Raw genomic sequence first — 25035 nt, 5'->3', positions numbered from 1 at the left:
CGCGCACCGGGACGGACAGCGCTGTGACGCCCATGATCACAGCTGTTCGAGGATGCCGCGCAGCAGTTTGCCCAGGCGCGGGGCCGCCGCGTGGCCCTCGGCGAGCACCTCGGCATGCGAGAGATGCTCACCGGTGACGCCCGCGGCCAGATTGGTGACCAGCGAGATGCCGAGCACCCTGGCGCCGAGGGCGCGGCAGGCGATGGCCTCCAGCACCGTGGACATGCCGACCAGGTCCGCGCCCATGGTGCGCAGCATGCGGATTTCGGCGGGCGTCTCGTACTGTGGCCCGGTCAGGCCCGCGTAGACGCCTTCGGTGAGGTCGGGGTCCATCTCGCGCGCCAGCGCCCGCAACTCGGGATCCCATGCGTCGACGAGGTCGACGAAGGACGCGCCTTCCAGTGGCGTCTGCCCGGTGAGATTGAGGTGGTCGCCGATCAGCACCGGCTCGCCGACGTGGAGTCCTTCTCGGATACCGCCCGCCGCGTTGGTGAGCACGACGGTGTCCGCGCCCGCCGCGATGGCCGCGGTGACCGGGTGGACCACCTGCGCGGGCCGGTAGCCCTCGTACAGGTGCTGGCGTCCCATGAGCAGCAGGACGGGCGTGCTGTCGACGGCGATCGAATGCACCATGCCGACGTGTCCCTGCGCGCTCGGTGCGCCGAATCCTGGCAGTTCCGGCATGGCCACCGACGCCTGCGGCGTCCCGATCTCGGCGGCGGCGTCCTGCCAGCCCGACCCAAGCACGACCGCGACCCGGTGGCGCTCGACTCCCGTACGTTCGGCGATCGCCTCGGCGGCCTGTTCGGCAAGCATGAACTCACTCTATTCGACCGCGACGGGATACGGGTCGCGCAGTAGCGGTCGCGGGGCGAGCGCCGGTCGCCGCGGACTTCGCTTCGCGTCGAAACCATGCCGCGCACAATGGCTACCCGCGAGTAGGACTCGTGGCCGCGGCCGGGATAAGCTGCGCGCATGCCGTATCTGGAGCGCGAGGCAGAGGTGTTCGTCCTGTATCTCGGGAACGAGGGACAGACCGATAGCGAGAACCGCTTCCATCCGGATTGGATCGATGAATTCCACGGACTTCTCGACGAGGTCGAGGGGCATGACGGCCCCGCCGCGCTGGTCACCGTCGCCACCGGCAAGTACTACAGCAACGGGCTCGACACCGACTGGCTGTTCGGCAACCTCGATCGAATGCACGGTTACCTCGACCGCGTGCACGGCATTTTCAGCAGGCTGCTGACCTTTCCGCTGCCGACCGTCGCGGCGATCAACGGCCATGCCTTCGGTGCGGGCGCGATGCTGGCCACGTCGCACGATTTCCGGGTGATGCGCGGCGACCGCGGCTTCTGGTGCCTGCCCGAAGTGCATCTCGGTATGCCGTTCACCCTCGGGATGAACGCCCTGCTGACTCGGCGGCTGAGCAACCAGGTCTGCGTGCAGGCGATGACCACCGGCCATCGCTACCCGGCGGATCAGGCCGTCGCCGCTGGCATCGTGGACGAGACCTCCGATGCCGACGCGTTGCTGGCGGCGGCCGTCGCCCGCGCCGCGGCACTGGCGAGCAATCGCAAGCCGAATCTGCCGGTGATCAAGCGCGCGCTGCACGCGGAGGCATTGGCCGGGCTGGCCGTCGCGACCACCCCGGAGAACCTGGCCTTCGCCGCGGGATAGCCCCACGACGAGCGGCGGGCGGGCGCGGGGTGCGCCGGCCCCGCCGCGAGGTGCGACACTGTGTCGCATGCCACCACCGCGCAGCGGGCACGATGAAACGCGCAGCGAACGTCGGGTCGATACCGCCGCGGTATCGGATGCCGCGATCGTTGCCGCGTCGGAGAGGCTCATCGCTCTCTCGCACGCCATCCACGCGGAGCCGGAACTGGCGTTCGAGGAGACGCGCAGCGTGGCCAAGACCGTGACGCCGCTGGCGGAGCGTGGCTTCCAGATCGAACTGGGAGTCGCCGATCTGCCGACCGCCTTCCGCGCGACCTACGGCGACGGCGATCTGACCATCGGCATCTGCGCCGAATACGACGCGCTACCCGAGATCGGTCATGCCTGCGGGCACAACATCATCGCCGCCGCGGCGGTCGGGACCGGTCTCGGCCTGGCCGAGGTCGCGGATGAACTCGGCATCACGGTGGTCGTTCTCGGCACACCGGCCGAGGAGAGCGGCGGCGGCAAGGTGCTGATGCTCGAGCGCGGTGTCTTCGACGATGTGGCGATGGCGATGATGGTGCATCCGGGTCCGGTCGATATCGTCGGCGCCCGATCGCTGGCCCTCGCCGATATCGGGGTGGTCTTCCACGGCCGTGAGGCACACGCCAGCGCAGCGCCGGAACTCGGCCGCAACGCGGGCGACGCGGTCACCGTGTCTCAGGTAGCCATCGGGTTGCTGCGGCAACATATACGGCCTGGTCAGCAACTTCACGGTATAGTCGGCGATGGTGGCGTAGCTCCCAATATCGTGCCCGGGCGTGCGGAACTGCTGTATTACCTTCGCGCAGTCGACTCCGCATCCCTCGATGAACTGATGCGACGCGCGTCGGCGTGTTTCGAGGCGGGCGCCCTGGCGACGGGCTGCACCCACGAAATCCGGACGCTCGCGCCGACATATACCGAGCTGACTCCAGATGCGGCGTTACTGTGTGCCTATCGTGAGCAGCTCGCCAGCCTGGGTCGGGTGCCGATCGCACCGGAGTTCGAGGCTCAGCGACCGCTCGGCAGTACGGATATGGGCAATGTCACCAACGTCATCCCCGGCATCCACCCGGTGATCGGCATCGACGCCGGCGGGGCGGTGACACATCAGCCCGGTTTCGCCGCGGCCAGTATCAACGCCTCGGCGGATCGTGCGGTAACCGACGGTGCGCTAGCGCTCGCGCGTACCGCCATCGCTGTCGCTCGCGATGAAGTACACAGAGGCAGGTTGTTGCAACGGTTGGTTCAACGACAGGAGGAAATTCGGTGAGCACTACCGGCCGGTCGTCGGCGCATGCGGAGGGGGGCGCGTGTGCGACCACGGAGGGCCAGGGGGATGCCGGGCCAGGCAGCGTGAGCGGGTCAGAGGCCATCGACGCGTGGCTGGCCGAGCACACGGTGGATCTGATCCAGTGGCGCAGACATATCCACGCCAATCCCGAGCTGTCCCGCACCGAATTCGCCACGACCGAGTTCATCTCGACGTGGCTGACCAAGGCCGGGTTGACGCCGCAGAAGATGCCGGGTGGTACCGGCCTGATCTGTGATATCGGCCCCGTCGACGCGCCGCGGATCGGCCTGCGAGCCGATATGGACGCGCTCGCGCTCCAGGAGTTCACCGGCCTCAGCTTCGCCTCGACGGTGCCGGGCGTCTCGCACGCCTGCGGACACGACGCGCACACCGCGATCCTGCTCGGCACCGCGCTCGCGCTGGCGGACGTGGAACTGCCGGTCGGCGTGCGGTTCGTCTTCCAGCCCGCCGAGGAGGTCATGCCGGGGGGCGCCATCGATATGGTCGCTGCGGGCGCGACGGTGGGTCTGGACCGGATCTTCGCCCTGCACTGTGATCCTCGCCTCGAGGTCGGCCGGGTCGGTATGCGGGTCGGCGCGATCACCTCGGCCGCCGACACGGTGGAACTGGTGCTCGATTCGCCCGGCGGGCACACCTCGCGCCCGCATCTGACCAGCGACCTGGTCTACGCCATCGGCACGGTGATCACCGGGCTGCCCGGCTTGCTGACCAGGCGCATAGATCCACGTACAAGCACGGTGATGGTGTGGGGCGCGGTCTCGGCGGGCAAAGCCCCCAACGCCATCCCGCAGACAGGCATGCTCACCGGCACCGTCCGCACCGGCGACCACGCCACCTGGTCACTGCTGGAACCGATGGTGCGCGAGATCGTCGACGGCCTGCTGGCTCCCACGGGTGTGCGGTACCAGCTCAACTATCGCCGAGGCGTTCCGCCCGTGGTCAACGACGAGCGTTGTACCCGGATGATGGAGAACGCCATTCGAACGCTCGGCCCCGAGGCGCTCGCCGACACCCCGCAATCCGGCGGTGGCGAGGATTTCTCCTGGTACCTGGAAGAAGTGCCGGGCGCGATGGCGCGCCTGGGCGTGTGGTCCGGCGAGGGCGAGCAACTCGACCTGCACCAGCCCACCTTCGACCTGGACGAACGCGCTCTGGCCGTCGGCGTCCGAGTGCTGAGCAACATCATCCTGCAAGCCCGCTGACCAGCGTCCCGCACAGGACTGCCGGACGAACGCGCCCCGAGGCCGAGTGTACGAGCGACGGCGATACCCGCCGCTCGGCGCACAGTGAAACAACGACCCCACCGCAAACCGCATCCCGACAAAGTGACCGCCCGGCCATCCCAGCCCCGCCCGGAGCGAGTCTTACGAGCGACCCGTTCGCGGCCCGTCTCGCGTCCGAGTGGTCGAAGCGCATGCGCCGAAGGCGCGAGTCTCGACCACTCGGACGCGAGACAAAAGGGGGCCGCGAACCCGCGGCCCCCGGGCCGCCGAAATCACCGCCGGGCGAAGCGTCCCGGATCGGCCTGATCGCGGGGTTTGACGATGATCTGATCCAGATTGACGTGCGGCGGTCGCGAGGCGACGAAGCCGACGATTTCGGCGATATCGGCCGCGACCAGCGGGTCGATACCTTCGTAGACCTTCGCGGCGCGCTCGGCGTCGCCCTCGAAACGGACCAGCGAGAATTCGGTTTCGACCGCGCCCGGCGCGATTTCGGTGAGTCGGACCGGCTGGCCGAGCAATTCACCGCGCAGGGTCCGGTGCAGAACGGCCTGGGCGTGTTTGGCCGAGGTGTAGCCGGAGCCGTTGTCATAGGAGTGGAAGGCCGCGACCGAGGTGATGGTGACGATCAGGCCGTCGCCGGAGGCGATCAGTTTCGGTAGTAGCGCCTTGGTGACGCGTAGGGTGCCGAGCACATTCGTCTCCCACATCCAGCGCCAGTCGTCCAGATCGGCGTCGGCGACGGAGGCCATGCCCTTGGCGCCGCCCGCATTGTTGACCAGGACGTCCGCCGAGGTGACGGCGTCGGTGAAGTTCTGGACCGATTCGTCCGAGGTGACATCGAGTTCCAGTGCGGTGCCGCCGATTTCGTCGGCAAGGGTTTTCAATCGGTCGAGTCGGCGCGCACCGACGTAGACGTGGTAGCCCTGTGCGGCGAGCGTCCTCGCGGTGGCTTCTCCGATACCCGAACTGGCTCCCGTGACGACGGCGTTGCGACTGGTCATGGCTGCGATCCTAAGTGCGGCGGATTTGCGGGGGCCGAGGCTGTTGCCCGGATCACCGTTAATCTCGGTGCCATGGCAATTCGTGAAGCGATCAGTGCGGACGGAACCGGCATCGTCTATCGGGTTTCAGGGCCCGCCGCGGGCAGAGCGCTGATTCTGGTGCACGGCTGGGCCGCCGACCTGCGGTGCTGGGGCGGGGCCGCCGAGGATCTGGCCGAGCGTTTCCGGGTGATCGCGGTCGACCTACGCGGGCACGGATATTCCGGTGTGCCCACGTCGGGGTACGACGATCCGAAGAACTGGGCCGCCGATATCGCCGCGGTGCTGGCGGCCGAAGGTGTCGAATCCGGTGCGGTACTGCTCGGCTGGTCTTATGGCGGCATCGTGGTGTCGGATTACCTCGCCGCCTACGGGACCGGCGCGGTCGCCGGGGTCGTCTATACCGGGTCGATGGCCAATATCGGTCGCGATATTCCCGGCGCGGAGACCGGGCCCGCCATGCGGGCGGCGATTCCGGGGGTTTTCGAGGAGAGCGCGGGCAGGGCGCTGCGCGCCTTCGGGGCTTTCGGCAATGCCAATACCGGTCCCGGTGACAAGGGCGTCGAAGCCCAACGGCTGTTCGGCTCGAGTCTGGCGACACCACCCTCGGTGCGCAAGGCGCTGTTCTACCGCTCGGTCGACAACACCGAAATGCTGCGCGCGCTCGACATTCCGGTACTCGTTTTGCACGGCACCGCCGACCCGGTCGTCCCGATCGCCGACGGCCGCTACATTCTCGAGTCGGCGCCGAGGGCCCGCGCGTCCTTCTGGGAGGACGCCCAGCACGGCCTGTTCATCGAGGATCGCGGTCGTTTCGTCGCCGAGGTCGGAGCGTTCGTCGACGAACTCTGATCGCTTGTCGAACATGCTTTCGAGGAGGGATGCGCCCACCTCGTGAGCGTGGTCACGAATACTTTGTGATGGCTGTCACTCGGCCGGTCATGGTTGCCGGGCTCGGGGATGCACCGTGCACTATGGATATGTGAGTACACGCCCGGATCTACGGCCTAGTCGGATAGCCGTGCTATCGGTGCACACCTCACCGCTTGCCCAACCCGGCACCGGCGATGCGGGCGGCATGAACGTCTATGTGCTGCAGACCGCCGTCCAGCTGGCCAGGCGCGGCATCGAAGTCGAGATCTTCACCCGCGCGACCTCCTCGAATGTGCCGCCCGTGCAGGAGGCGGCGCCGGGGGTGCTCGTGCGCAATGTGGTGGCCGGTCCGTTCGAGGGCCTCGACAAGCAGGATCTGCCGACCCAGCTGTGCCCGTTCACCGCCGAGGTGCTGCGCCAGGAGGCTCGACATCAGCCGGGCCACTATGACCTCGTGCACTCGCACTACTGGCTCTCCGGCCAGGTCGGCTGGCTTGCCAGGGACCGCTGGCGCGTTCCGCTTGTGCATACCGCGCACACGCTGGCCGCGGTGAAGAACGCCGCGCTGGCCGAGGGCGACTGCCCGGAGCCGATGACCCGTGAAATCGGGGAGAAGCAGATCATCGCCGAGGCCGACCGGATGGTCGCCAATACCGCCGACGAAGCGCGCCAGCTCGTCGAGTTGTACGGCGCACAGCCCGAACGTATCGACGTGGTGCCCCCCGGGGCCGATCTGGCCCGCTACCACCCCGGCGACAAGGCCGAGGCGCGTGCCGCGCTCGGATTGGCCGCCGATGAGCGGATCGTCGCGTTCATCGGGCGTATCCAGCCGCTCAAGGCCCCCGACGTCCTGGTGCGCGCGGCAGCGGAACTGCTGCGCGTCTCCGATACGCGCAGTGCGCGCACACTGCGGGTGCTCATCGTCGGCGGACCGTCGGGCAGCGGGCTGAAACGCCCGGACGCGCTCATCGAACTGGCCGCCGAACTCGGCATCACCGATTCGGTCACATTCCTGCCGCCGCAGCCACCGGACCGGCTGGTCCAGGTGTACCGGGCCGCCGATCTGGTCGCGGTACCCAGTTATAACGAATCCTTCGGCCTCGTCGCCATCGAAGCGCAGGCCAGCGGCACCCCCGTACTCGCCGCCGACGTCGGCGGACTCGGCACCGCGGTCCGCCACGGCGAAACCGGACTGCTCGTCCCCGGCCACCGCATCGAGGACTGGGCGGGCGCGCTCGGCGCACTGCTCGATGATCCGCGACGCTTGGACCGCATGAGTGTCAGCGCCGTCGAGCACGCGGCCAACTTCTCCTGGGCGCACACCGCCGACGGACTGCTCACCAGCTACTGTGCCGCGCTCGCCGACTTCCATTCCGGGATAGCGGGATTCGGCGACGACCGGGCGGCGGCGCGCGAGGGCTCGTATGGTGTGCCGCGTGAGGACCCGCGTGACCGGGTACCCGGTGAACGTGTCGGCCTCGGCGGCCAAGCCGGACCGCGGGCGCTTCGACGGCGCAGGATGGGAGTTCCCCGATGACGCAGGCACAGGAAACGGTACGGGCGACCGCGCTGCTGATCGATGAGACGCTGCGCGAGCGCGACATCGAGTACACGCACCCGAGCGAGGATGTGTTCGTCGTCATCCTGCCGGGTGAACGCAAACTGAAGACGACGTTGATGCTCACCGTCGGCAAACACGGCGTGCGCGTGGAGTCCTTCGTCTGTCGCAAGCCCGACGAGAATTTCGAGGGCGTCTACAAATTCCTGTTGCGGCGCAACCGTCGTCTCTACGGCGTGGCCTACACCCTGGACCGGGTCGGCGATATCTATCTGATCGGGCGGATGGCGACGCACGCCGTCACCGCCGACGAACTCGACCGGATCTTCGGCCAGGTGCTGGAGGCGGTCGACGCCGACTTCAACACCCTGCTCGAACTCGGTTTCGCGGAATCCATTCGCAAGGAGTGGAAGTGGCGCGTCTCGCGCGGTGAGTCGCTGAAGAATCTGCGCGCGTTCGAACATCTGGTGGACGCCGCCGACCAGCCCTGAGCCGGGCGAATATCGCGACGTCGACAGCGAAGGCGGTGGCGATAGCCCCTGCCCGTCTTCGCGACCGGGGCGGCACGTAGCGTTCTGTCGTTATGAAAGGCAGCCATCCGCGGGCGCCGCAAACGCTGTGGGCCCGGATGATCCGACGTGGGGGGTTGATATGACGGCGCTCGCGCTCGATATCGGGGCGACCAAGATCGCGGTGGGGCTGGTCGGCCCCGATGGCACGACACACGAGGTCGGTCGAATTCAGGTGCCGCCGACGGGGGTGTGGGAGGCGTGTCGTGGGCTGTTGCTCGCGGCGGCGAACGGGTCGGAGGTGCGTGTCGTCGGGATCGGGGCGTGCGGTCCGGTGGATTCGCCAGTCGGGCTGATGCAGCCGATCAATATTCCCGAATGGGCCGACGGCTTTCCGATCGTGTCCGCGGTACAGGAGGCATTTCCCGGCGCCGCCGTGCGTTTCGCGATCGACGGGGTCTGCCTTGCCCTGGCCGAACGCCATTTCGGCGCGGCCCGCGAGACGCCGGACGCCCTCGCGATGACGGTGTCCTCTGGAATCGGCGGTGGTGTCATCGTCGGCGGCATGGTCGCGGTCGGGCACACCGGCAACGCGGGACATATCGGTCACGTGGTCGTCCCTGGGTCGACCGATCCGTGCGCCTGCGGCGGTGTCGGCTGTGTGGAGGCCGTCGCGAGCGGTCCTTCCTCGGTGCGCTGGGCGCAGGAGCGCGGGTGGATCGGCGAGACCGGTAAAGAGTTGGCCGAGGCGGCCAACGAGGGCGACCGGATCGCCAAGGCCGCGCTGCGACGGGCCGGAATCGCACTGGGACAGGCGATTGCGTCGGCGGCGGCGCTGCTCGACGTCGACCTGGTCGTGGTGGGCGGCGGCTTCGCCCAGGCCGGTGAACCGCTGTGGCGTCCGATGCAGGAGTCGCTCGGCGCGCACGCCCGCATCGGATTCCTGCGCGATCTGCAGGTGGTTCCCTCCGAACTGGGCGATCGGGCGACGCTGGTCGGCGCCGGATTGCTCACCGCCCTGTCGTCGCCTGTCTGAGCCGCGGCGGTGAGGCTCGGCCGAGGCCCCGACGTCGGCTCGGCTGAGCGACCGACGTCGGCTCGGCTGAGCGACCGACGTCGGCTCGGCTGAGCCGCGGGCGGGCGGCTCGCCCATGACATGCCAGAATGGCCTGCATGACGTACAACCTCGTGCTGCTGCGCCACGGCGAGAGCGAATGGAACGCCCTCAATCTGTTCACCGGCTGGGTCGATGTGCATCTGACCGACAAAGGCATCGCCGAGGGTAAGCGTGCGGGTGAGCTGCTGGCCCAGCATGGCATCCTGCCGGATATCGTCTACACCTCGCTGCTGCGTCGCGCGATCAGCACCGCGAATATCGCGCTGGATGCCGCGGACCGGCACTGGATTCCGGTGATCCGCGATTGGCGGCTCAACGAACGCCACTACGGCGCGTTGCAGGGCAAGAACAAGGCCCAGGTGCGCGACCGGTACGGCGACGAGCAGTTCATGCTGTGGCGGCGCAGCTACGACACCCCGCCGCCGACGATCGATCCGGCCGACGAGTACAGCCAGGAAGGCGACGCGCGCTACGCCGGTATCGAGGTTCCGCGGACCGAATGCCTGCTCGACGTGGTCAACCGGATGATCCCGTACTGGGAGTCGACGATTTCCAAGGATTTGCTGACAGGTAAGACGGTGCTCGTCGCCGCGCACGGCAATTCGCTGCGCGCCCTGGTCAAACATCTGGATCAGATCTCCGACGACGATATCGCCGGTCTCAACATCCCGACCGGCATTCCGCTGCGCTATGAACTGGACGAGAATCTGCGTCCGGTGCGCCCGGCCGAATACCTGGACCCCGAGGCCGCCGCCGCGGGCGCGGCCGCTGTCGCGAACCAGGGCGGCAAATAGGTATTCTCAAAACAAGTATTCTCACTGCCTTCGATGCGCCGTGGTCGATTGATCGACTGCGGCGCATCGTCGTTCCGGTTTTCCGCTAGCCATATGTGAACGTGTATTCATCCTATTTTTGGGTAGGCCGAAGGTTCTTACCGACGGGTAGGTTCTGTACACTTCCGATCGTCCGATCAGTGCGGAGAGGTGGAACACGTCCGATGAAGTACGCGTTGCGGGTCACGGCGGCTGCGATAGCCGCCGCGGTGCTCGTCCCCTTCCTCGGCTCGGGCGCGGCTGCCGCGCCCACGTCGACCGGCCCGGACGGCGGCGCCGCCGGTGCCGCGTGGGCGGCGACCGAGGACGGCCCCCAGCAATACCCGAATATGTTCATCGAATGGGATGTGCCCATCACGATGAGTGACGGGACGGTGCTGAAGGGCAATGTCTACCGGCCCGCCGACGAGTCGGGGCGGCCCGTGGACGACCCGACGCCGACGGTCGTGAACCTGACGCCCTACACCAAGTTGGTATCCAATCTCGCCGATCACGCGCAGTCGATTCCCGGTATGTCCGACGCGCTGCTCGACCTGTTCCGCCAGATCGACTTCAGCGGTACCGCGCTGTCCGGTGTCACCGATCTCACCAAGGCATTCGGCGGTGGCGAACTACGTAACTTCACCGTCGATCGCCAGCTGATCAAGAGCGGATATACCCAGGTCGTCGTCGATGTCCGCGGCACCGGCTTCTCGCAGGGCGAGTGGGATATGCTGCGCGGCCGGGAGCAGCAGGACACCCTGGAGGTGATCGACTGGGCCTCGCGTCAGTCGTGGTCCAACGGGCGTATCGGGATGAACGGCATCTCCTACTCCGGGATCAACCAGGTGCAGGCCGCGGCCGCGCGGCCGCCCGCGTTGCGGGCCATCTTCCCGGTGGTGCCCGGCAGCGATCTGGTCAACGACGTACTCGCGCCGGGCGGCGGCTTCGGTTTCAACTTCATCCCGCTGTGGCTCACCGCGATCAACACCCTCAAATGGGTGCCGGACGCGCAATCGATCATCAACGGGCAGTTCGACCAGCAGTGGCTCGCGGACCGGGCCGCCTCGCCGCTGACCTTCATGGACGTCTTCCTCAACGCCTACACCGCGACCCGGTTCCAGGACGCGGATCCGCGGCTGACCGAATTGCTGACCGATACCTCGCGTTCGCGCCAGGAGTACCTCAGTGACCCGAGCCGAATCCAGGTGCCCACCTTCGTCGTCGGCGGTTGGCACGATCTGTTCACGTACTCCGAATCCAAGATCTACAACGAGATTCCGCTGCCGGCCGGACAGAAGCAGTTGCTGATGGGCAACACCTATCACCTGAATTCCGGCAACGAATACGGCAAGCCGGGACTGCCGCCACGCCTGGACGTGCTCCAGCGCGCCTGGTTCGACAAGTGGCTCAAGGGCATCGACAACGGCATCGACGGTTTCGGCCCGGTCACCCTGCGCCAGCAGGGCGGCGGGTGGGTCACCGTCAACGGCTTCGGTACTACGGCGAGCGGCGCCGACGAGGCCGCTCACCGCAGGATGTATTTGTCCGCGGCCCCGAGCGGGACCGCGACCAGCCGCTACGACGGATCGCTCACGGCCGCGCCGGATTCCGGCGACGCGAGCCTGACCGTCGATCCCGGCCTCACGACCGTGTGCTCCAACGACGCCGCGCAGGGCACCGCCGGTGTGCTGTCGATCATCGACGGCTGTGCCAAGGATTCGCGGATCGCCGAACTGAACGCGCTCACCTTCACCAGCGCCCCGGTAGCTGAGGCGACCTCGGTATCCGGCCCGATCGCGATACGCCTGGAGACCGTTCAGGATGACGCGGACGGCTACTGGACCGTGACCGTGAACGATGTCGCCCCCGACGGGCAATCGACGGTGCTGTCCTCCGGTCAGCTGATGGCGTCGCTGCGCGAGGTCGACGAGGCGAACAGCTCCAGGTCCCCGAACGGCGATTACACCGATCCCAGGCCGTTCACCTCGCTGGACAAGCGGCAGCCGACGGTTCCCGGCGAGCCGACCATCCTCGACATCACGCTGACCGCGACCGAGGCGGTTCTGCAACCCGGCCACCGGCTGCGCGTCGACGTCTTCGCGGGCAACTTCCCGAAGGGCTTGCCGGTACTGCCCATGCTGCTCGACACGGGTCTGAAGCCGCAGCATGTCCGGCTCGACCCGGATCGGCCGAGTTTCGTCAACATTCCGCTGCGGGGTAATCCGGGCTGGTGAGCCCGATCCGGCCAACGGCCGCTCTCCTCTGCGCGCGGGGGAGTCGCGGCCGTGCGCACGGTTGTCCTCGGGGCCCGAGCAGACGGCTGAGAAGTCGGTCGTCGAAGTCGGTCGTCGAGTCCGTGAGTCGCAGTTCACAGGCGGGTCGGAGGGCTCCCGATCTCGATGGACAAACAGCACGTAAACACGCGGCAAACGGCCCCGGAAGGGGGTGTGACCTGCGCGAAACTTCGTGTACCCGGCGTTGGGCAGCCGGTCGGCGACCGTACGATTCAAGGGTGAGTGTTCCGCAGGCGGTGCTTTTGGCAGTCCTCGCGGCTGTCGTCGGCCTGGCAGTCGGCGGGCTACTGATCCCCTACGTGAACGCTCGTCAGGCCGAACGCCGACAAGCGGATTCCGGCCTCACCATGTCGCAGGTGCTCGACCTGATCGTGCTCGCCTCCGAAAGCGGCATCGCGGTGGTCGACGAATACCGCGACGTGGTGCTGGTGAACCCGCGCGCCGAGGAACTCGGCCTGGTTCGCAACCGGCTACTCGATGAGCGGGCCTGGGCCGCCGTGGAGAAAGTACTCGCCAGCGGCGAATCGTCCGAATTCGATCTCACCGCCAAGAATCCGCTGCCAGGCCGCAGCCGGATCGCGGTGCGCGGTGTCGCCCGGCCGCTGTCGCCGGAGGAGCCCAGTTTCACCGTTCTGTTCGCCGACGACGATTCCGAGCAGGCCAGGATGGAGGCCACCCGCCGCGATTTCGTCGCCAATGTCAGCCACGAACTGAAAACCCCGGTCGGTGCGATGAGTCTGCTGGCCGAGGCGCTGCTGGAATCCGCCGACGATCCGGAGGCGGTGCGGCATTTCGGCAATCGCGTGCTCGGGGAATCGCGCCGCCTCGGCAAGATGGTGACCGAACTCATCGCGCTGTCTCGGTTGCAGGGTGCGGAGAAACTGCCCGAACTCGAAGTGGTCGACGTGGACACCGTCGTGATGCAGGCCGTCGATCGTTCGCGCACCGCCGCCGAGGCCGCGGGGATCACCGTCAGCACCGACCGGCCGAGCGGACTGGAGGTACTCGGCGACGAGACGTTGTTGGTCACCGCGCTGTCCAATCTGGTGGAGAACGCGATCGCCTATTCGGCTGCGGGCTCGCATGTCTCGGTGAGTCGCTCGCTGCGCGGCGATCACGTGGCGATGGCTGTCACCGACCGCGGTATCGGCATTCCCAAAGAAGACCAGGAGCGCGTGTTCGAGCGCTTCTTCCGCTCGGACAAGGCGCGCTCGCGTGCCACCGGAGGTACCGGGCTCGGGCTGGCTATCGTCAAACATGTCGCGGCCAATCACAACGGTGAGATCACCCTGTGGAGCAAGCTCGGCACCGGATCGACGTTCACCCTGCGAATACCCGCACATCGCGAGGCCGAGGCAGACGAGTTCTCCGACGGTTCCGTGATGAATATGAGAGAAACCGGCCCGCGACCTTCGAGCGTGGGCAGACCCAATGGTGTGGAGGCACGCAGATGACCAGTGTTCTGATCGTCGAGGATGAGGAGTCGCTGGCCGATCCGCTCGCGTTCCTGCTGCGCAAGGAGGGGTTCGAGGTCACCGTCGTCGGTGACGGGCCGTCCGCGCTGGCCGAATTCGATCGCTCCGGCGCCGATATCGTGCTGCTCGATCTCATGCTGCCCGGCATGAGCGGCACCGATGTCTGCAAACAGCTGCGCACCCGCTCCGGTGTGCCGGTGATCATGGTGACCGCGCGTGACAGCGAGATCGATAAGGTCGTCGGGCTGGAATTGGGCGCGGACGATTACGTCACCAAGCCGTATTCGGCGCGCGAGCTGATCGCCCGCATCCGCGCGGTGCTGCGCCGCGGCGCCGGCGACGAGATCGACGGCTCCAACGAGAGCGGGGTACTCGAAGCGGGGCCGGTCCGGATGGACGTGGACCGGCACACGGTGCTGGTCAACGGCAAGTCGGTGACCCTGCCGCTCAAGGAATTCGATCTACTCGAATACCTGCTGCGCAATTCGGGCCGGGTACTGACCCGCGGCCAGTTGATCGACCGGGTCTGGGGCGCCGACTACGTGGGTGACACCAAAACCCTCGACGTGCACGTCAAGCGGCTGCGTTCCAAGATCGAGGCCGATCCGGCCAAGCCGGAACATCTGGTCACCGTCCGTGGATTGGGCTACAAACTCGAAGCGTGAGATCGGGGCCGAGGCCGCGCGAGCGTATCGGTTATCGGCGGGGACGGGCGCATCGCCCGTCCCCTTTCACGTATGCGCCGGACTTACGGGAAGTAGGTCCAGGTCGGGCCGACACCGGGGAAGTCGGTGAGACGCAGGCTGATCCAGCCGAGGTCGTCTTCCTGCATGCATTCGTAGATCGGCACGTCCGCGCCGTTGCCTCGGCAGGCGATGGTGTGGGAGGTGCCGTAGGGGCTCATGATGACGTATTTGCCCTCTGCCTTGGCATTCACAGCGCCGGGATCGAGGGCCGAGACGAAGCTCGCGGTGAAGTCTGCGTACTTGGCCGGATCGCCGTTCGGTTCGGCGTGCGCGACTCCGGCCAAGGCGAGGGTGGAGCCGAGAGCGACTGCTGCGAGGGTGAACGCTTTCTTCATGACTCAGCATCCAACCCGAAAAGGGTGAAGCTCGCATGGCGGGCAGGTGACCAGTCGGGGCGTCCGACTCACCCGTGGTGCGATCCGGCGCGTATTCCGACTACGCGGACGCGCTCGGTTGTGCCTGTTCGGCGTTGCGCCGCGCGTGCACCGTCGCCGGATGCACGGCGACGAGGCCGAGGCCCTCGCGACGCCTGCAATGCCGTGCCAGCTCCTCGTAGGCGGGTTCGCCGAGCAACTCCTTCAGTTCCGGCGCGTAGGACTTCCAGACCGGCTCCGCGCCGACGTGAGCGTCGGGCGAACCCGAGCAGTACCAGTCCAGGTCCAGCCCGCCGGGCCCCCAGCCGCGACGGTCGTATTCGGTGACAACGGTTTTGAGGATCTGGACGCCGTCGGGCCGGTCCACCCAGTCCTGCGTGCGCCGGATCGGCAGCTGCCAGCAGACATCCGGTTTGACCGTATGCGGCTCGAGGCCGCGGCGCAGCGCCATGGAGTGCAGGGCGCAGCCGACGCCGCCCGCGAAACCGGGCCGGTTGAGGAAGACGCACGCGCCGTCGAAACGGCGGGTGCGCAGCGCGGGCTCGTCCTCGAGTTCGTCGAGTTCCAGATACCCCTTCTTCGACACCTTCCCGTTCGACGTGGTCGCCTCGTTCATGAGCTGCCAGTCCGCGGGTGTGAGCATTTTCACAGCGTCTTTGAGGCGGTCCCGATCGTCGTCGTCGGAGAGGAAGGCTCCGTGCGAACAGCACCCGTCATCGGGCCGATCCGACAGGATTCCCTGGCAGGCGGGCGTCCCGAAAACACAGGTCCACCGCGACAGCAGCCAGGTGAGATCGGCGGAGATCAGGTGCTCGTCGTTTGCTGGGTCGACGAACTCGATCCACTCGCGCGGGAAATCCAGATCGACCTCGGGGCTCGGGTCGATCTTCCCCGCTGGTCGGGGTCGGGCCGCGCTCTCGGCATTGCCGCGTTCCGTCACGCTCGGAGACGCTAACAGCTCGGTCGCCTGGCCTGAAGTGCTGGTCGACCCAGTACCGTGTTCATGTGCGCCTTGGGGTACTCGACGTCGGAAGCAATACCGTCCACCTGCTCGTGGTGGACGCCCACCGAGGTGGGCACCCGACGCCGATGAGCTCGACGAAGGCCGCGTTACGGCTGTCGGAGAACATGGACGACGAGGGCGCGATCACCGTCGACGGCGCCGAACGGCTCATCGCGACGGTGGCCGAATTCGCCAGCATCGCCGAGACGTCCCGATGCGTCGAGCTCATGCCGTTCGCGACCTCGGCGCTGCGCGAGGCCACGAATTCCGAGCACGTGCTCGGCCGGGTGCGTACCGAGACCGGCGTCGACCTCCAGGTGCTGTCCGGCGTCGACGAGGCCAGGCTGACATTCCTCGCGGTACGCAGGTGGTACGGCTGGAGCGCGGGACGCATCCTGAGTCTGGATATCGGCGGCGGCTCGCTGGAAATGACCAACGGCGGCGACGAGGAACCCGATGTCGCGCTCTCGCTGCAACTGGGCGCGGGCCGTCTCACCAGGGACTGGCTGCGTGAGGACCCGCCGGGTAAACGCCGCGTGGCCGTGTTGCGCGACTGGCTCGACGCCGAACTCGTCGCCCCCGCGCGAGAGCTGGTCGACGCCGGGCGACCCGATCTGGCCGTTGGCACGTCCAAGACATTCCGGTCGCTTGCCCGATTGACCGGAGCCGCACCCTCTGCCGCGGGCCCGAGGGTTCGTCGTACACTCACCAGTTCCGGTCTACGTCAGCTGATCGCGTTCATCTCGCGGATGACTGCGTCGGACCGGGCAGAATTGGAAGGTGTGAGTTCGGATCGGTCACAGCAGTTGGTGGCTGGCGCATTGATCGCGGAGGCGAGTATGCGGGCACTATCGCTGGATTCCCTCGAGATTTGTCCATGGGCGCTGCGCGAGGGGCTCATTCTGCGCAAACTGGATACCGATATGAACGGTGGACCCAGGGCGACGCACCTACCGGGCCCGGCGGCCGGAAGCGGTCCGCCGACGTCCGGTGGCGGGTCAGCGCTATCCGGCCCGATCGAAACGGTGTCGTCATGAGTAGTGAAGATTCCAAGCAGCTGTCGGTCGCGGAGCTGCTGGCGCGCAACGGCGCGCAGGGCGCGGCCTCGTCGTCCTCCGGCGGTGGCAGACGCAGACGAGGCGGGCGCGGTATCTCGGTCGCCGAGCTGACCGGCGACCTGCCCGTCATCCGCGAAGGCGGCGGCCATTCGGCCCATGCCGCGCCCGAAGGCGAGACCGCGCAACCGCCCGCCTACGAGCCGCAGGCGTACGAACCGCCCGCGTACGAACCGTCGCGGTTCGATCCGTCGCAGTTCGGAACGGCTGCGCCCGAACCGGTTTCGTACGCCCCGCCCGTTCCCGAACCCGAGCCGAGCTACTCGCCGATGTCGGGGCCGATCACGCGGTACGACCCGCTTTCGCCCTACGCGCCGGCGGAACCGCCCCAGCGCGTGACCGACCCGCTGCTGAATCGTTCCGGCCGGGTCATGCCGGGACGGGAGATGCCCGCCGCCACCTCGCGCCACAGCGCCCCGGCCGATCCGCTCGATGTCGCGACCCCGTATGGGGCGCCCGCCCCTTCCTACGCGCCGAATCCGCCGCCCGTCGCCGACCCGGTCCAGCCACCGTCGGGCGCACGGCGCAGCGGGCGCAGGCGTAAACACGAACCGGACGAATCGGCCACCCAGGTCTATCGACTGCCCGGTGTCGCCCCTGTCGACCCCGCACGCCCGGATCTCGGTGCGCGTAACGGCAATTCGGCCGGCACCGAACTCCCCGAACCGCGTTCGCGGCAGGGCAGGGCGGCGCGCAGGCGCGCGGCCGAGGTGGACGAGGGTCCATCGACGGCGCCGTGGTCGCCTCCCGCCGACGATTTCCCCCAGGAGCCGACGCAGCGGCCGTTGTCCCCGCTACCGGAAGCCGCGTCACTCGCGCCGCCGCGCAAACGTCCCCCCGCTCCCGAACCGCCGGATCGGGGTGGGCGGCGGCCGTCGCGCCGCGATGCGCAGGGACGGCAGGGCGGTGCGCTGCCCGCGTGGTCGGTGCGAAGACATGCCCCCACGGCCCCGCCACAGCCGGACAACGCACCGGAATCGGGCGGTATATCGACCGCGGCGTGGTCGCTGGCCAGTCAGGACCAACAGCTCGTCTCGGGGTCGACGGTCGCGGGCGACCTGTTGCGCGACGGTGTCGAGCGGGCCGAGCGGGACCGGGCGGGGCGCAAGGGCCGTGAGCCGGTCGATCTCCTCGACGCGGACGAGGGCTACACCGATGTGTACGAGCCGTTCTCCGGTGACGCGGATGCCTATGACGAAGACGGTTTCGACGGGGACGATTACGACGACTACTACGACGGCGATGCGCCGAAATCGCGACGGGCGAGCAAGACGGGCGGGCGACGGTCGCGCGCGACGCGCAGCGCCGAACACGACGCCAACCGGCGGCAATGGATGGTGCTCGGCGGTCAGAGCGCGGGCGCCGCGATTGCCGGCATGTTGCTGTTCAAGGGTTTCGAGCGCATGTGGGAGATGCTGCCGTGGGTGGCGCTGACCCTGGCGATGATCGTCATCCTCGGGCTGGTGACCTTGGTGCGGATCCTGCGGCGGACCGACGACATCCTCAGCACGGTGATCGCCGTGATCGTGGGCATCTTCGTCACGCTCGGGCCGCTAGCCTTTCTTCTCAGTACGAACTGAGTAGGGAGCGGCCGTGGGGAACATCGGGCAGGCGAACGATTTTCGCGCCGAGCAGGCGACCCTGAACGACGCGGCGGGCCGAGCGGGCGCCGCCGATTCGGTCGTGCTCGACGAGGGCGGTTCCCGGGGCGACGCGCAGGAAGGTGGCAGCCAGATCCTTGTCGGCCTGTCAACGGCGTCGGTATATCCCCAGAACACCGAGGCCGCGTTCCGCTACGCCGCCGAACTCGGTTACGACGGTGTGGAATTGATGGTGTGGGCCGAACCCGCCAGTCAGAGCATCGCCGCCGTGCAGAGCTATGCGCGCAGCTACGGTGTGCCCGTGCTTGCGGTCCACGCACCGTGCCTGCTGATCTCGCAACGGGTCTGGGGGGCGGATCCGGTCGCCAAACTCGAACGAAGTGTGCGGACCGCCGAGGCGCTGGGCGCGGGGAGCGTGGTCGTGCATCCGCCGTTTCGCTGGCAGCGCCGCTACGCGCAGGGTTTCGCGGCGCAGGTCGCCGAACTCGAGGAGCACAGCTCGGTGGTCGTCGCGGTCGAGAATATGTTCCCGATGCGCGCGGACACCCTGTTCGGTCGCAGGGAGACCGCGGTCAAGCGGTTGGAGCGTCGTGGCGGGCCCGGTCCAGGACTGACGGCCTTCAGTCCCTCCTACGATCCGACCGATACCGGATTTCAGCACTACACCCTCGATCTCTCGCATACCGCGACCGCGGGCGCGGATCCGCTGGTGCTCGCCGCGCGAATGGGCAGTGGCCTTGCCCATCTGCATCTGGCCGACGGGCGTGGCGCCGCCCATGACGAGCACCTGGTCCCCGGCGAGGGCACCCAGCCCTGTGTCGAAGTCTGCGCGATGCTGGTCGGCTCCGGATTCTCCGGTCACGCGGTGGCCGAGATCAACACCCAGAACGCGCGTACCACCGCCGACCGGGCGGCCATGCTGCACCGCACGCTCACCTTCGCCCGCGAACATCTCAACGGGCATGCTCCCGCCCCCGTCGCCGTGGCCCCCCGCACGAAACAAGTGTGACGAAGCCCGACCGGGTCGCCAGGGGGGAACGACGCGGTGTCCTCGCTTCGTTCTACGCTGTACGAATGCCGCGAACCGGTGACGGTCTCGGTGACCGCCGTGCGCGGCATCGAAGTGCCGCGATCCGATCGGACGCGGCCTGTGGACAAGGAGTGACGATGACCTCGGAGCTGACCGCCGAACGGGAGCGGCCCACAGCGACGGATGCCCCGTTCAGCCGCGTCTGCGCGCTGACCGCGCTGACCGAGCCGGCCGCGACCGGCACCGGGCGCTACGCGGGCGTCATCGATGACATCTGGACCGTCGGCTCGAAGGTGCACGGCGGCACCATGGTCGCGGCCAGCGCGTCCGCGGCCGCCGACTGGCTGCACGCCTGCGAACCGGCGCTGGTCGGTATGGCCCCCATCGCGGGCAGTTCGGATTTCCTCGGCGCGCCCGAGCCGGGGCCGGTCGAATACGAGGTGGCCATCCGCAAAATCGGCCGCCAGATCTGTCTGGCCGATGTCACCCTGATCCAGGGCGAGCGCGGGTTGGTGCGGACCGCGTTCACCTTCGGTCACCTCGATGACGTCGATCCGATCTACGCGCCGGAACACGGCGATATGCCCGCCGAACCGCCCTCCGACACCATCGGTTACGGGGACGACTCGCCGATGGGCAAGATCGTGCACGTGGGAAAGGGCGCCGACCTGCGCCTCGATCGCGACTGGGCCCGATTCCTCGATGGTGAGCACGGCGAACCGCGACTGCGGCTGTGGATGCGCCCGCGCGCGGGAGATCAGGCCGATCCGCAGGTGGCCGCCTACTTCGCCATGATGGCGGCGGATATGAGTCCGCCCGTCCCGATGAATCTCGGCCACTTCGGCTGGGCTCCCACCGTGCAGATGACGACCTACCTGCGCCGCCGACCGGCCCCCGGCTGGCTGCGCATCATCGCGACCACGCACGAGGTCGGTGGCCGCATGTTCGATGAGGATCAGCTCGTTCTCGATTCCACCGGTGCCGTGGTCGCCCAAAGTCGTCAGTTGGCGCTGATACCGGTCCGCAAGCCGAGCGAGTGACGCGGTCGGCCGCGTCCGATAGACCGGTTGCCCCGTTTCTGGCCGAGGCGGTCGCGCGTCTAGCCTTTATCCCCATGACGAGAATTGCGGTGATCGGTGGCGGTCGCATCGGGGAGGCGTTGATCGCCGGTTTGCTCGAGTCCGGGCGTGGGAGCAAAGACCTGGTCGTCGTGGAGACGTACAAAGAACGGGCCGAGCAGATCGCGGGCCGCTTCGGCGTGCGGGTGACCGATTCGGTGACCGACGCGGCCGTCGGCGCGGATCTGCTGGTGATCGCCGTCAAACCGGGCGATGTCGATACCGTGCTCACTCAGCTCGGCAAGGCCGATCTGGGCGGCGACAAGGATCAGGTGCTGGTCTCGCTCGCGGCCGGTGTGCCGACCGCGCGGCTGGAGGCCAAATTGCCCGCGGGGTTCCCCGTGGTGCGGGTGATGCCGAATACCCCCATGCTGGTCGGGCAGGGCATGAGCGTGGTCGCCCCCGGCCGCTACACCCGCCCGGAACAATTGGCGCTGGTGAACGAGTTGCTCGCCTCGGTGGGGCAGGTGGCGACGGTCGCCGAGGCCCAGATGGACGCCGCGACGGCGGTGTCCGGATCCGGCCCCGCGTACTTCTTCCTGGTGGTCGAGGCGCTGGTCGACGCGGCTGTCGGACTCGGTCTGACCAGGGATGTGGCCACCCAGCTCGTGGTGCAGACGATGATCGGCTCGGCGGCCCTGCTGGACGATTCCGGTCAGAGCGCGGTGGAACTGCGCGCGGCGGTCACCTCGCCCGCGGGCACGACAGCCGCCGCCCTGCGCGAATTGGAGCGCGGCGGCGTCCGCTCGGCGTTCATGGAGGCGCTGCACGCCGCCATGGCGCGTTCGGCCGAACAGGGTGCGAACGACGGAACCGGCGGCGCGGCGTGATCGCCGACTCGTGAACCGGTGATCGCCGACTCGTGAACCGGTGATCGCGGACCCGTGAACCGGTGATTGCGCGGAGGCGAACCGCGAACAACGCAAATCGAACACCGCGCGTCCGTGAAGTGACTCGCCGATGCCCTGCAAGCGGCGCTGATTTCTCACACCCGTCGCAGTAATCCCAGTGGCAACGCTAAGCTTCAAGGAGCACGTGCGTGTCTGTTCCGCCGGTGGGGAAGCCGGCGGCGCGGACGTGCCGGAGGTCAATGGTGCAATGATGTCTGCGAATAAGATGTCTGGAAATAGTTCGGGTTCATCCCCAGGTTCGTCGGGTCCATCGGGTAGCCGAGCGAGCACAGGGCAACCTGTCCTCGGCGGCGGTACGCAATTCCTGACGGTAGCCGAGGTAGCGAATCTGATGCGGGTATCCAAAATGACGGTGTATCGACTCGTTCACTCGGGTGAACTGCCCGCGGTGCGGGTTGGTCGTTCGTTCCGGGTGCACGCGAAGGCGGTGCACGACTACCTGGAGACGTCCTACTTCGACGCGGGGTGAAACAAATTCATCCAGCTCGCGGCGTGCACAACGCGCCCGCGAGCATACGCTCGCGTCACCACGGAGGGCCGCGGAAGCGCCGCCGTCGGGCACGGTAGCATGGACCCTCGGTTCGTGTTCGCCTGCCGGCGGCCCCCTTTGTGGTGTCCGGTGCCTGCCGGCAGCGCGAGCACCGAAAATGGCGTACGTCCAGAACGTGCGCGCCGACCAGCCGAGTAGAGAGAACGCGAGGACAACCCTATGGGTTCTGTGATCAAGAAGCGTCGCAAGCGCATGTCGAAGAAGAAGCACCGTAAGCTGCTTCGCCGTACACGTGTTCAGCGGCGCAAACTCGGCAAGTAAGCTCGCGCTCGACAGATGAGGCCCGTTACCCTTGTGGTGACGGGCCTCACTTTTTGAAACAATACGATTTGAAATCCGCGAATGTATCCGGTGACTGAAGTCATCGTTAGAAGCTGGTTAATACTCTCGGCGTCTTCGACGGTAGCGGTTACGCTGGAACCGCCAGGAAATCGAAATGAGGGCCTCGTAGTTGGGATCCGGTGCCGTGGGATCTGAGGTAAGAGACGGGAACGCGCCCAAAGTGGTGATGGTGACCGGTGCGAGCCGATTCTTCGGTGGCAATACGGTGGCTCGGCTCGCGCAGGATCCGGGCATCGAACGGGTCATCGCGGTCGACACCATGACGCCGAGTCGCGAGTTGCGCCGCCGCATGGGACGCGCCGAGTTCGTGCGCGCCGATATTCGAAATCCGTTGATCCGTAAGGTAATCAGTGGAAACGAGGTGGATACCGTCGTCCATGCCGCGATGCTGTCACGGCCGCCCGCCGGTGGTGGCAGGGCCGTGATGAAGGATCTCAACGTCCTCGGCGCGATGCAGTTGTTCGCGGTCTGCCAGAAATCGCCCTCGGTGCGCCGCGTGGTGGTGCGGTCCACATCGGCGGTTTACGGATGCAGTCCCAAGGATCCCGCGAAATTCACCGAGGAAATGAGTGCGCGAACCCCACCGCGCGGTTGGTTTGCGCGCGACATGATCGAAATCGAAGGTTTCGTTCGCGGACTCGCCCGGCGTCGGCCGGATATATCGGCATCGATATTGCGTTTCGCACCGATTGTCGGCCCGCGTTTGGCCGGGCGCGGTGTGCAGTATCTGCAATCCCCGGTGACCCCGACCGTCTTCGGCCGGGACGCGCGGCTGCAACTGCTGCACGAAGAGGACGCCGTCGCCGCGCTCGAGCAGGCGGCCCGCATGGCGCCCGGCGGCACCTACAATGTGGCAGGGGACGGTGCGCTGGCACTGTCCCAGGCGTTGCGGCGTGCGGGCCGCATCGAACTGCCGGTTCCCTTCGTCCTGTTCCGCACCGCGGGACGTGCGCTGATGGGGCCGGTCATGCGTGAGTTCACCGGCGAACAGCTCGACTATTTCCATTTCGGATGTGGCCTTGACACCACCCGGATGCGGACCGAACTCCAGTTCGTCCCGCGCTGGACCACGGTGCAGGCGTTCGACGACTTCATCGGGGGCGCAGCGTTGCGGCCCGTCTTCGATCCCGCGTGGATCGATGCCGCAGAACACAAACTGCTCGGCCTGCTCGGGGCCGGTACGGGAGCACATTGATGAACCACGTAGCGAAAGTGATCCACCTCCACGATCAGAATGTGGAATCGCGTCAGCGGGTCGCCGTGCGTCGCCGACCGGAGAATCCGGCCGGGGAAGCGACGCCAGGCCAGGTGACATCGCTGACCGACCGCCTCGCGGCCGCCGAACCGCCGCAACCGCGGTCGGTAACGGATCTGGTGCGCGGTGCGCTCGGCGCGCAGATCGGCAAAACCGCCGAATTCGCGCGCCGTCGCCTCAGCGGCGACTACCAGATCGATGAATTCGGCTTCGACGAACATCTGACCGAATCGGTCATCCTGCCGGCCCTGCGACCCCTGTCGGATATGTGGTTCCGGGTCGAGGTCAGCGGCATGCAGCACATTCCCGAGGTCGGCGGCGCGCTCATCGTCGCCAATCACGCGGGCACGGTGCCGCTCGACGGGCTGATGTTGCAACTGGCCGTACACGACCACCACGCCAAGCAGCGGGCGCTACGCCTGCTCGCCGCCGACCTGATCTTCGAGATGCCGGTGCTCGGCGTCCTCGCGCGCAAGGCCGGGCACACTCTCGCGTGCCGCGAGGACGCCGAACGCCTACTGCGCGCGGGCGAACTGACCGGAGTGTTCCCCGAGGGTTTCAAGGGCGTCGGCAAGCAGTACTCCGACCGGTACAAACTGCAGCGTTTCGGCCGTGGCGGATTCGTCGCCGCGGCGGTGCGCACCGGCGTGCCGATCATCCCGTGCTCGATCGTCGGTTCCGAGGAGATCTACCCGAAACTGGCCGACCTGAAGCCGCTCGCGCGCCTGCTCGGCCTGCCCTACTTCCCCGTGACACCGTTGTTCCCGCACCTGGGCCCGCTGGGCGCGCTGCCGCTGCCCTCGAAGTGGTACATCGAATTCGGCGAGCCGATCGCGACCACCGCCTACGAACCGGAAGCGGCCGACGATCCGATGACGATGTTCGAGGTCACCGACCAGGTACGCGAAACCATCCAGCAGACCCTGTACAAACTGCTCACCAAGCGTCGCAACGCATTCACGGGCTGAGGTTTCGGCGGCCCGGGGGCCGCGGGTTCGCGGCCCCCTTCGTCTCGCGTCCGAGTGGTCGAAGCGCATGCGCCGAAGGCGCGAGTCTCGACCACT

The 25035-nt window shown here is 67.5% G+C and carries 24 protein-coding genes; 20 read left to right on the top strand and 4 right to left on the bottom strand.

Annotated elements, in window-relative coordinates:
- Positions 1-36 precede the first annotated feature (36 nt).
- The gene (locus tag ABZS43_RS07545; RefSeq protein ID WP_355035003.1) at positions 37-816 is read right to left on the bottom strand and encodes a purine-nucleoside phosphorylase; all 780 of its coding nucleotides are present in this window, start codon (positions 814-816) and stop codon (positions 37-39) included.
- Positions 817-975: 159 nt separating this feature from the next.
- On the opposite strand from ABZS43_RS07545, the gene ABZS43_RS07540 reads away from it, so the two are divergent.
- The 3 genes from ABZS43_RS07540 to ABZS43_RS07530 all read left to right on the top strand — a co-directional run bounded on the left by ABZS43_RS07540 (position 976) and on the right by ABZS43_RS07530 (position 4221).
- Positions 976-1680, top strand: a complete 705-nt coding sequence (locus ABZS43_RS07540) for an enoyl-CoA hydratase/isomerase family protein (RefSeq protein WP_355035002.1) — start codon at positions 976-978, stop codon at positions 1678-1680.
- A gap of 67 nt (positions 1681-1747) precedes the next feature.
- Complete coding sequence (locus ABZS43_RS07535; protein ID WP_355035001.1) at positions 1748-2977, top strand: M20 family metallopeptidase; 1230 nt, start codon at positions 1748-1750, stop codon at positions 2975-2977.
- 83 nt (positions 2978-3060) lie between these two features.
- A complete protein-coding gene (locus ABZS43_RS07530) occupies positions 3061-4221 on the top strand; it encodes a M20 family metallopeptidase (RefSeq protein WP_355035000.1) in 1161 nt (386 codons plus the stop codon).
- Between the two features lie 293 nt (positions 4222-4514).
- Here the strand turns inward: ABZS43_RS07530 and ABZS43_RS07525 are convergent, their stop codons facing one another.
- A complete protein-coding gene (locus ABZS43_RS07525) occupies positions 4515-5246 on the bottom strand; it encodes an SDR family oxidoreductase (RefSeq protein ID WP_355034999.1) in 732 nt (243 codons plus the stop codon).
- A 72-nt stretch (positions 5247-5318) separates the two neighbouring features.
- On the opposite strand from ABZS43_RS07525, the gene ABZS43_RS07520 reads away from it, so the two are divergent.
- The 8 genes from ABZS43_RS07520 to ABZS43_RS07485 all read left to right on the top strand — a co-directional run bounded on the left by ABZS43_RS07520 (position 5319) and on the right by ABZS43_RS07485 (position 14591).
- Positions 5319-6137 carry an alpha/beta hydrolase gene (locus tag ABZS43_RS07520; RefSeq protein WP_355034998.1) on the top strand — a complete coding sequence of 273 codons (819 nt, stop codon included), beginning with the start codon at positions 5319-5321 and terminating at the stop codon, positions 6135-6137.
- 130 nt (positions 6138-6267) lie between these two features.
- Positions 6268-7695 (top strand): D-inositol-3-phosphate glycosyltransferase, encoded by a 1428-nt coding sequence (gene mshA / locus ABZS43_RS07515; RefSeq protein ID WP_355034997.1) that lies wholly within the window; start codon positions 6268-6270, stop codon positions 7693-7695.
- Positions 7692-8207, top strand: a complete 516-nt coding sequence (locus tag ABZS43_RS07510) for a YbjN domain-containing protein (RefSeq protein WP_355034996.1) — start codon at positions 7692-7694, stop codon at positions 8205-8207. Before mshA ends, ABZS43_RS07510 begins: the two co-directional genes overlap by 4 nt.
- Before the next feature lie 160 nt (positions 8208-8367).
- Positions 8368-9261 carry an ROK family protein gene (locus tag ABZS43_RS07505; RefSeq protein WP_355034995.1) on the top strand — a complete coding sequence of 298 codons (894 nt, stop codon included), beginning with the start codon at positions 8368-8370 and terminating at the stop codon, positions 9259-9261.
- 137 nt (positions 9262-9398) lie between these two features.
- Complete coding sequence (locus ABZS43_RS07500) at positions 9399-10136, top strand: phosphoglyceromutase (RefSeq protein ID WP_355034994.1); 738 nt, start codon at positions 9399-9401, stop codon at positions 10134-10136.
- 203 nt (positions 10137-10339) lie between these two features.
- Entirely contained in the window at positions 10340-12391 is a 2052-nt protein-coding gene (locus ABZS43_RS07495; protein WP_355034993.1) for a CocE/NonD family hydrolase, read from the top strand.
- A gap of 278 nt (positions 12392-12669) precedes the next feature.
- The gene (locus ABZS43_RS07490; protein ID WP_355034992.1) at positions 12670-13905 is read left to right on the top strand and encodes an ATP-binding protein; all 1236 of its coding nucleotides are present in this window, start codon (positions 12670-12672) and stop codon (positions 13903-13905) included.
- On the top strand, positions 13902-14591 hold the full coding sequence (locus ABZS43_RS07485) for a response regulator transcription factor (RefSeq protein ID WP_355034991.1): 690 nt from the start codon (positions 13902-13904) through the stop codon (positions 14589-14591). The genes ABZS43_RS07490 and ABZS43_RS07485 overlap by 4 nt, the downstream gene beginning before the upstream one ends.
- An 83-nt stretch (positions 14592-14674) precedes the next feature.
- On the opposite strand, the gene ABZS43_RS07480 is transcribed toward ABZS43_RS07485, so the two are convergent.
- On the bottom strand, positions 14675-15007 hold the full coding sequence (locus ABZS43_RS07480) for a hypothetical protein (protein WP_355034990.1): 333 nt from the start codon (positions 15005-15007) through the stop codon (positions 14675-14677).
- Between the two features lie 100 nt (positions 15008-15107).
- Positions 15108-15932 (bottom strand): hypothetical protein, encoded by an 825-nt coding sequence (locus tag ABZS43_RS07475; RefSeq protein WP_355035217.1) that lies wholly within the window; start codon positions 15930-15932, stop codon positions 15108-15110.
- A gap of 119 nt (positions 15933-16051) precedes the next feature.
- Here ABZS43_RS07475 and ABZS43_RS07470 point away from each other — a divergent pair, with 119 nt between their 5' ends.
- The 9 genes from ABZS43_RS07470 (at position 16052) to ABZS43_RS07430 (ending at position 24939) form a co-directional block, all read left to right on the top strand.
- Positions 16052-17086 carry a Ppx/GppA phosphatase family protein gene (locus ABZS43_RS07470; RefSeq protein ID WP_355034989.1) on the top strand — a complete coding sequence of 345 codons (1035 nt, stop codon included), beginning with the start codon at positions 16052-16054 and terminating at the stop codon, positions 17084-17086.
- Entirely contained in the window at positions 17083-18744 is a 1662-nt protein-coding gene (locus ABZS43_RS07465; protein WP_355034988.1) for a hypothetical protein, read from the top strand. Before ABZS43_RS07470 ends, ABZS43_RS07465 begins: the two co-directional genes overlap by 4 nt.
- A gap of 103 nt (positions 18745-18847) precedes the next feature.
- Positions 18848-19774, top strand: coding sequence for a sugar phosphate isomerase/epimerase (locus ABZS43_RS07460; RefSeq protein ID WP_355035216.1), 927 nt, complete (start codon positions 18848-18850; stop codon positions 19772-19774).
- A 158-nt stretch (positions 19775-19932) separates the two neighbouring features.
- The gene (locus ABZS43_RS07455) at positions 19933-20835 is read left to right on the top strand and encodes a thioesterase family protein (protein ID WP_355034987.1); all 903 of its coding nucleotides are present in this window, start codon (positions 19933-19935) and stop codon (positions 20833-20835) included.
- 74 nt (positions 20836-20909) lie between these two features.
- A complete protein-coding gene (gene proC / locus ABZS43_RS07450; RefSeq protein ID WP_355034986.1) occupies positions 20910-21743 on the top strand; it encodes a pyrroline-5-carboxylate reductase in 834 nt (277 codons plus the stop codon).
- 286 nt (positions 21744-22029) lie between these two features.
- Positions 22030-22293, top strand: coding sequence for a helix-turn-helix domain-containing protein (locus tag ABZS43_RS07445; protein ID WP_355035215.1), 264 nt, complete (start codon positions 22030-22032; stop codon positions 22291-22293).
- 240 nt (positions 22294-22533) lie between these two features.
- Positions 22534-22635 carry an AURKAIP1/COX24 domain-containing protein gene (locus ABZS43_RS07440; protein WP_003402602.1) on the top strand — a complete coding sequence of 34 codons (102 nt, stop codon included), beginning with the start codon at positions 22534-22536 and terminating at the stop codon, positions 22633-22635.
- Between the two features lie 247 nt (positions 22636-22882).
- Entirely contained in the window at positions 22883-23911 is a 1029-nt protein-coding gene (locus tag ABZS43_RS07435) for an NAD-dependent epimerase/dehydratase family protein (protein WP_355035214.1), read from the top strand.
- Complete coding sequence (locus ABZS43_RS07430; protein WP_355034985.1) at positions 23911-24939, top strand: lysophospholipid acyltransferase family protein; 1029 nt, start codon at positions 23911-23913, stop codon at positions 24937-24939. The genes ABZS43_RS07435 and ABZS43_RS07430 overlap by 1 nt, the downstream gene beginning before the upstream one ends.
- Positions 24940-25035 lie beyond the last annotated feature (96 nt).

The sequence above is a fragment of the Nocardia sp. NPDC005366 genome (assembly GCF_040606855.1).
GTDB lineage: Bacteria > Actinomycetota > Actinomycetes > Mycobacteriales > Mycobacteriaceae > Nocardia.
This window is presented reverse-complemented; position numbering and strand designations above follow the sequence as displayed.

What these genes read in the sequence shown, in the direction of transcription:
- ABZS43_RS07545 (WP_355035003.1), bottom strand. Translation starts at nt 816, where the DNA reads ATGCTTGCCGAACAGGCCGCCGAGGCGATCGCCGAACGTACGGGAGTC.
- ABZS43_RS07540 (WP_355035002.1), top strand. Translation starts at nt 976, where the DNA reads ATGCCGTATCTGGAGCGCGAGGCAGAGGTGTTCGTCCTGTATCTCGGG.
- ABZS43_RS07535 (WP_355035001.1), top strand. Translation starts at nt 1,748, where the DNA reads ATGCCACCACCGCGCAGCGGGCACGATGAAACGCGCAGCGAACGTCGG.
- ABZS43_RS07525 (WP_355034999.1), bottom strand. Translation starts at nt 5,246, where the DNA reads ATGACCAGTCGCAACGCCGTCGTCACGGGAGCCAGTTCGGGTATCGGA.
- ABZS43_RS07520 (WP_355034998.1), top strand. Translation starts at nt 5,319, where the DNA reads ATGGCAATTCGTGAAGCGATCAGTGCGGACGGAACCGGCATCGTCTAT.
- ABZS43_RS07510 (WP_355034996.1), top strand. Translation starts at nt 7,692, where the DNA reads ATGACGCAGGCACAGGAAACGGTACGGGCGACCGCGCTGCTGATCGAT.
- ABZS43_RS07505 (WP_355034995.1), top strand. Translation starts at nt 8,368, where the DNA reads ATGACGGCGCTCGCGCTCGATATCGGGGCGACCAAGATCGCGGTGGGG.
- ABZS43_RS07500 (WP_355034994.1), top strand. Translation starts at nt 9,399, where the DNA reads ATGACGTACAACCTCGTGCTGCTGCGCCACGGCGAGAGCGAATGGAAC.
- ABZS43_RS07495 (WP_355034993.1), top strand. Translation starts at nt 10,340, where the DNA reads ATGAAGTACGCGTTGCGGGTCACGGCGGCTGCGATAGCCGCCGCGGTG.
- ABZS43_RS07485 (WP_355034991.1), top strand. Translation starts at nt 13,902, where the DNA reads ATGACCAGTGTTCTGATCGTCGAGGATGAGGAGTCGCTGGCCGATCCG.
- ABZS43_RS07480 (WP_355034990.1), bottom strand. Translation starts at nt 15,007, where the DNA reads ATGAAGAAAGCGTTCACCCTCGCAGCAGTCGCTCTCGGCTCCACCCTC.
- ABZS43_RS07465 (WP_355034988.1), top strand. Translation starts at nt 17,083, where the DNA reads ATGAGTAGTGAAGATTCCAAGCAGCTGTCGGTCGCGGAGCTGCTGGCG.
- ABZS43_RS07455 (WP_355034987.1), top strand. Translation starts at nt 19,933, where the DNA reads ATGACCTCGGAGCTGACCGCCGAACGGGAGCGGCCCACAGCGACGGAT.
- proC (WP_355034986.1), top strand. Translation starts at nt 20,910, where the DNA reads ATGACGAGAATTGCGGTGATCGGTGGCGGTCGCATCGGGGAGGCGTTG.
- ABZS43_RS07445 (WP_355035215.1), top strand. Translation starts at nt 22,030, where the DNA reads ATGTCTGGAAATAGTTCGGGTTCATCCCCAGGTTCGTCGGGTCCATCG.
- ABZS43_RS07440 (WP_003402602.1), top strand. Translation starts at nt 22,534, where the DNA reads ATGGGTTCTGTGATCAAGAAGCGTCGCAAGCGCATGTCGAAGAAGAAG.
- ABZS43_RS07435 (WP_355035214.1), top strand. Translation starts at nt 22,883, where the DNA reads ATGGTGACCGGTGCGAGCCGATTCTTCGGTGGCAATACGGTGGCTCGG.
- ABZS43_RS07430 (WP_355034985.1), top strand. Translation starts at nt 23,911, where the DNA reads ATGAACCACGTAGCGAAAGTGATCCACCTCCACGATCAGAATGTGGAA.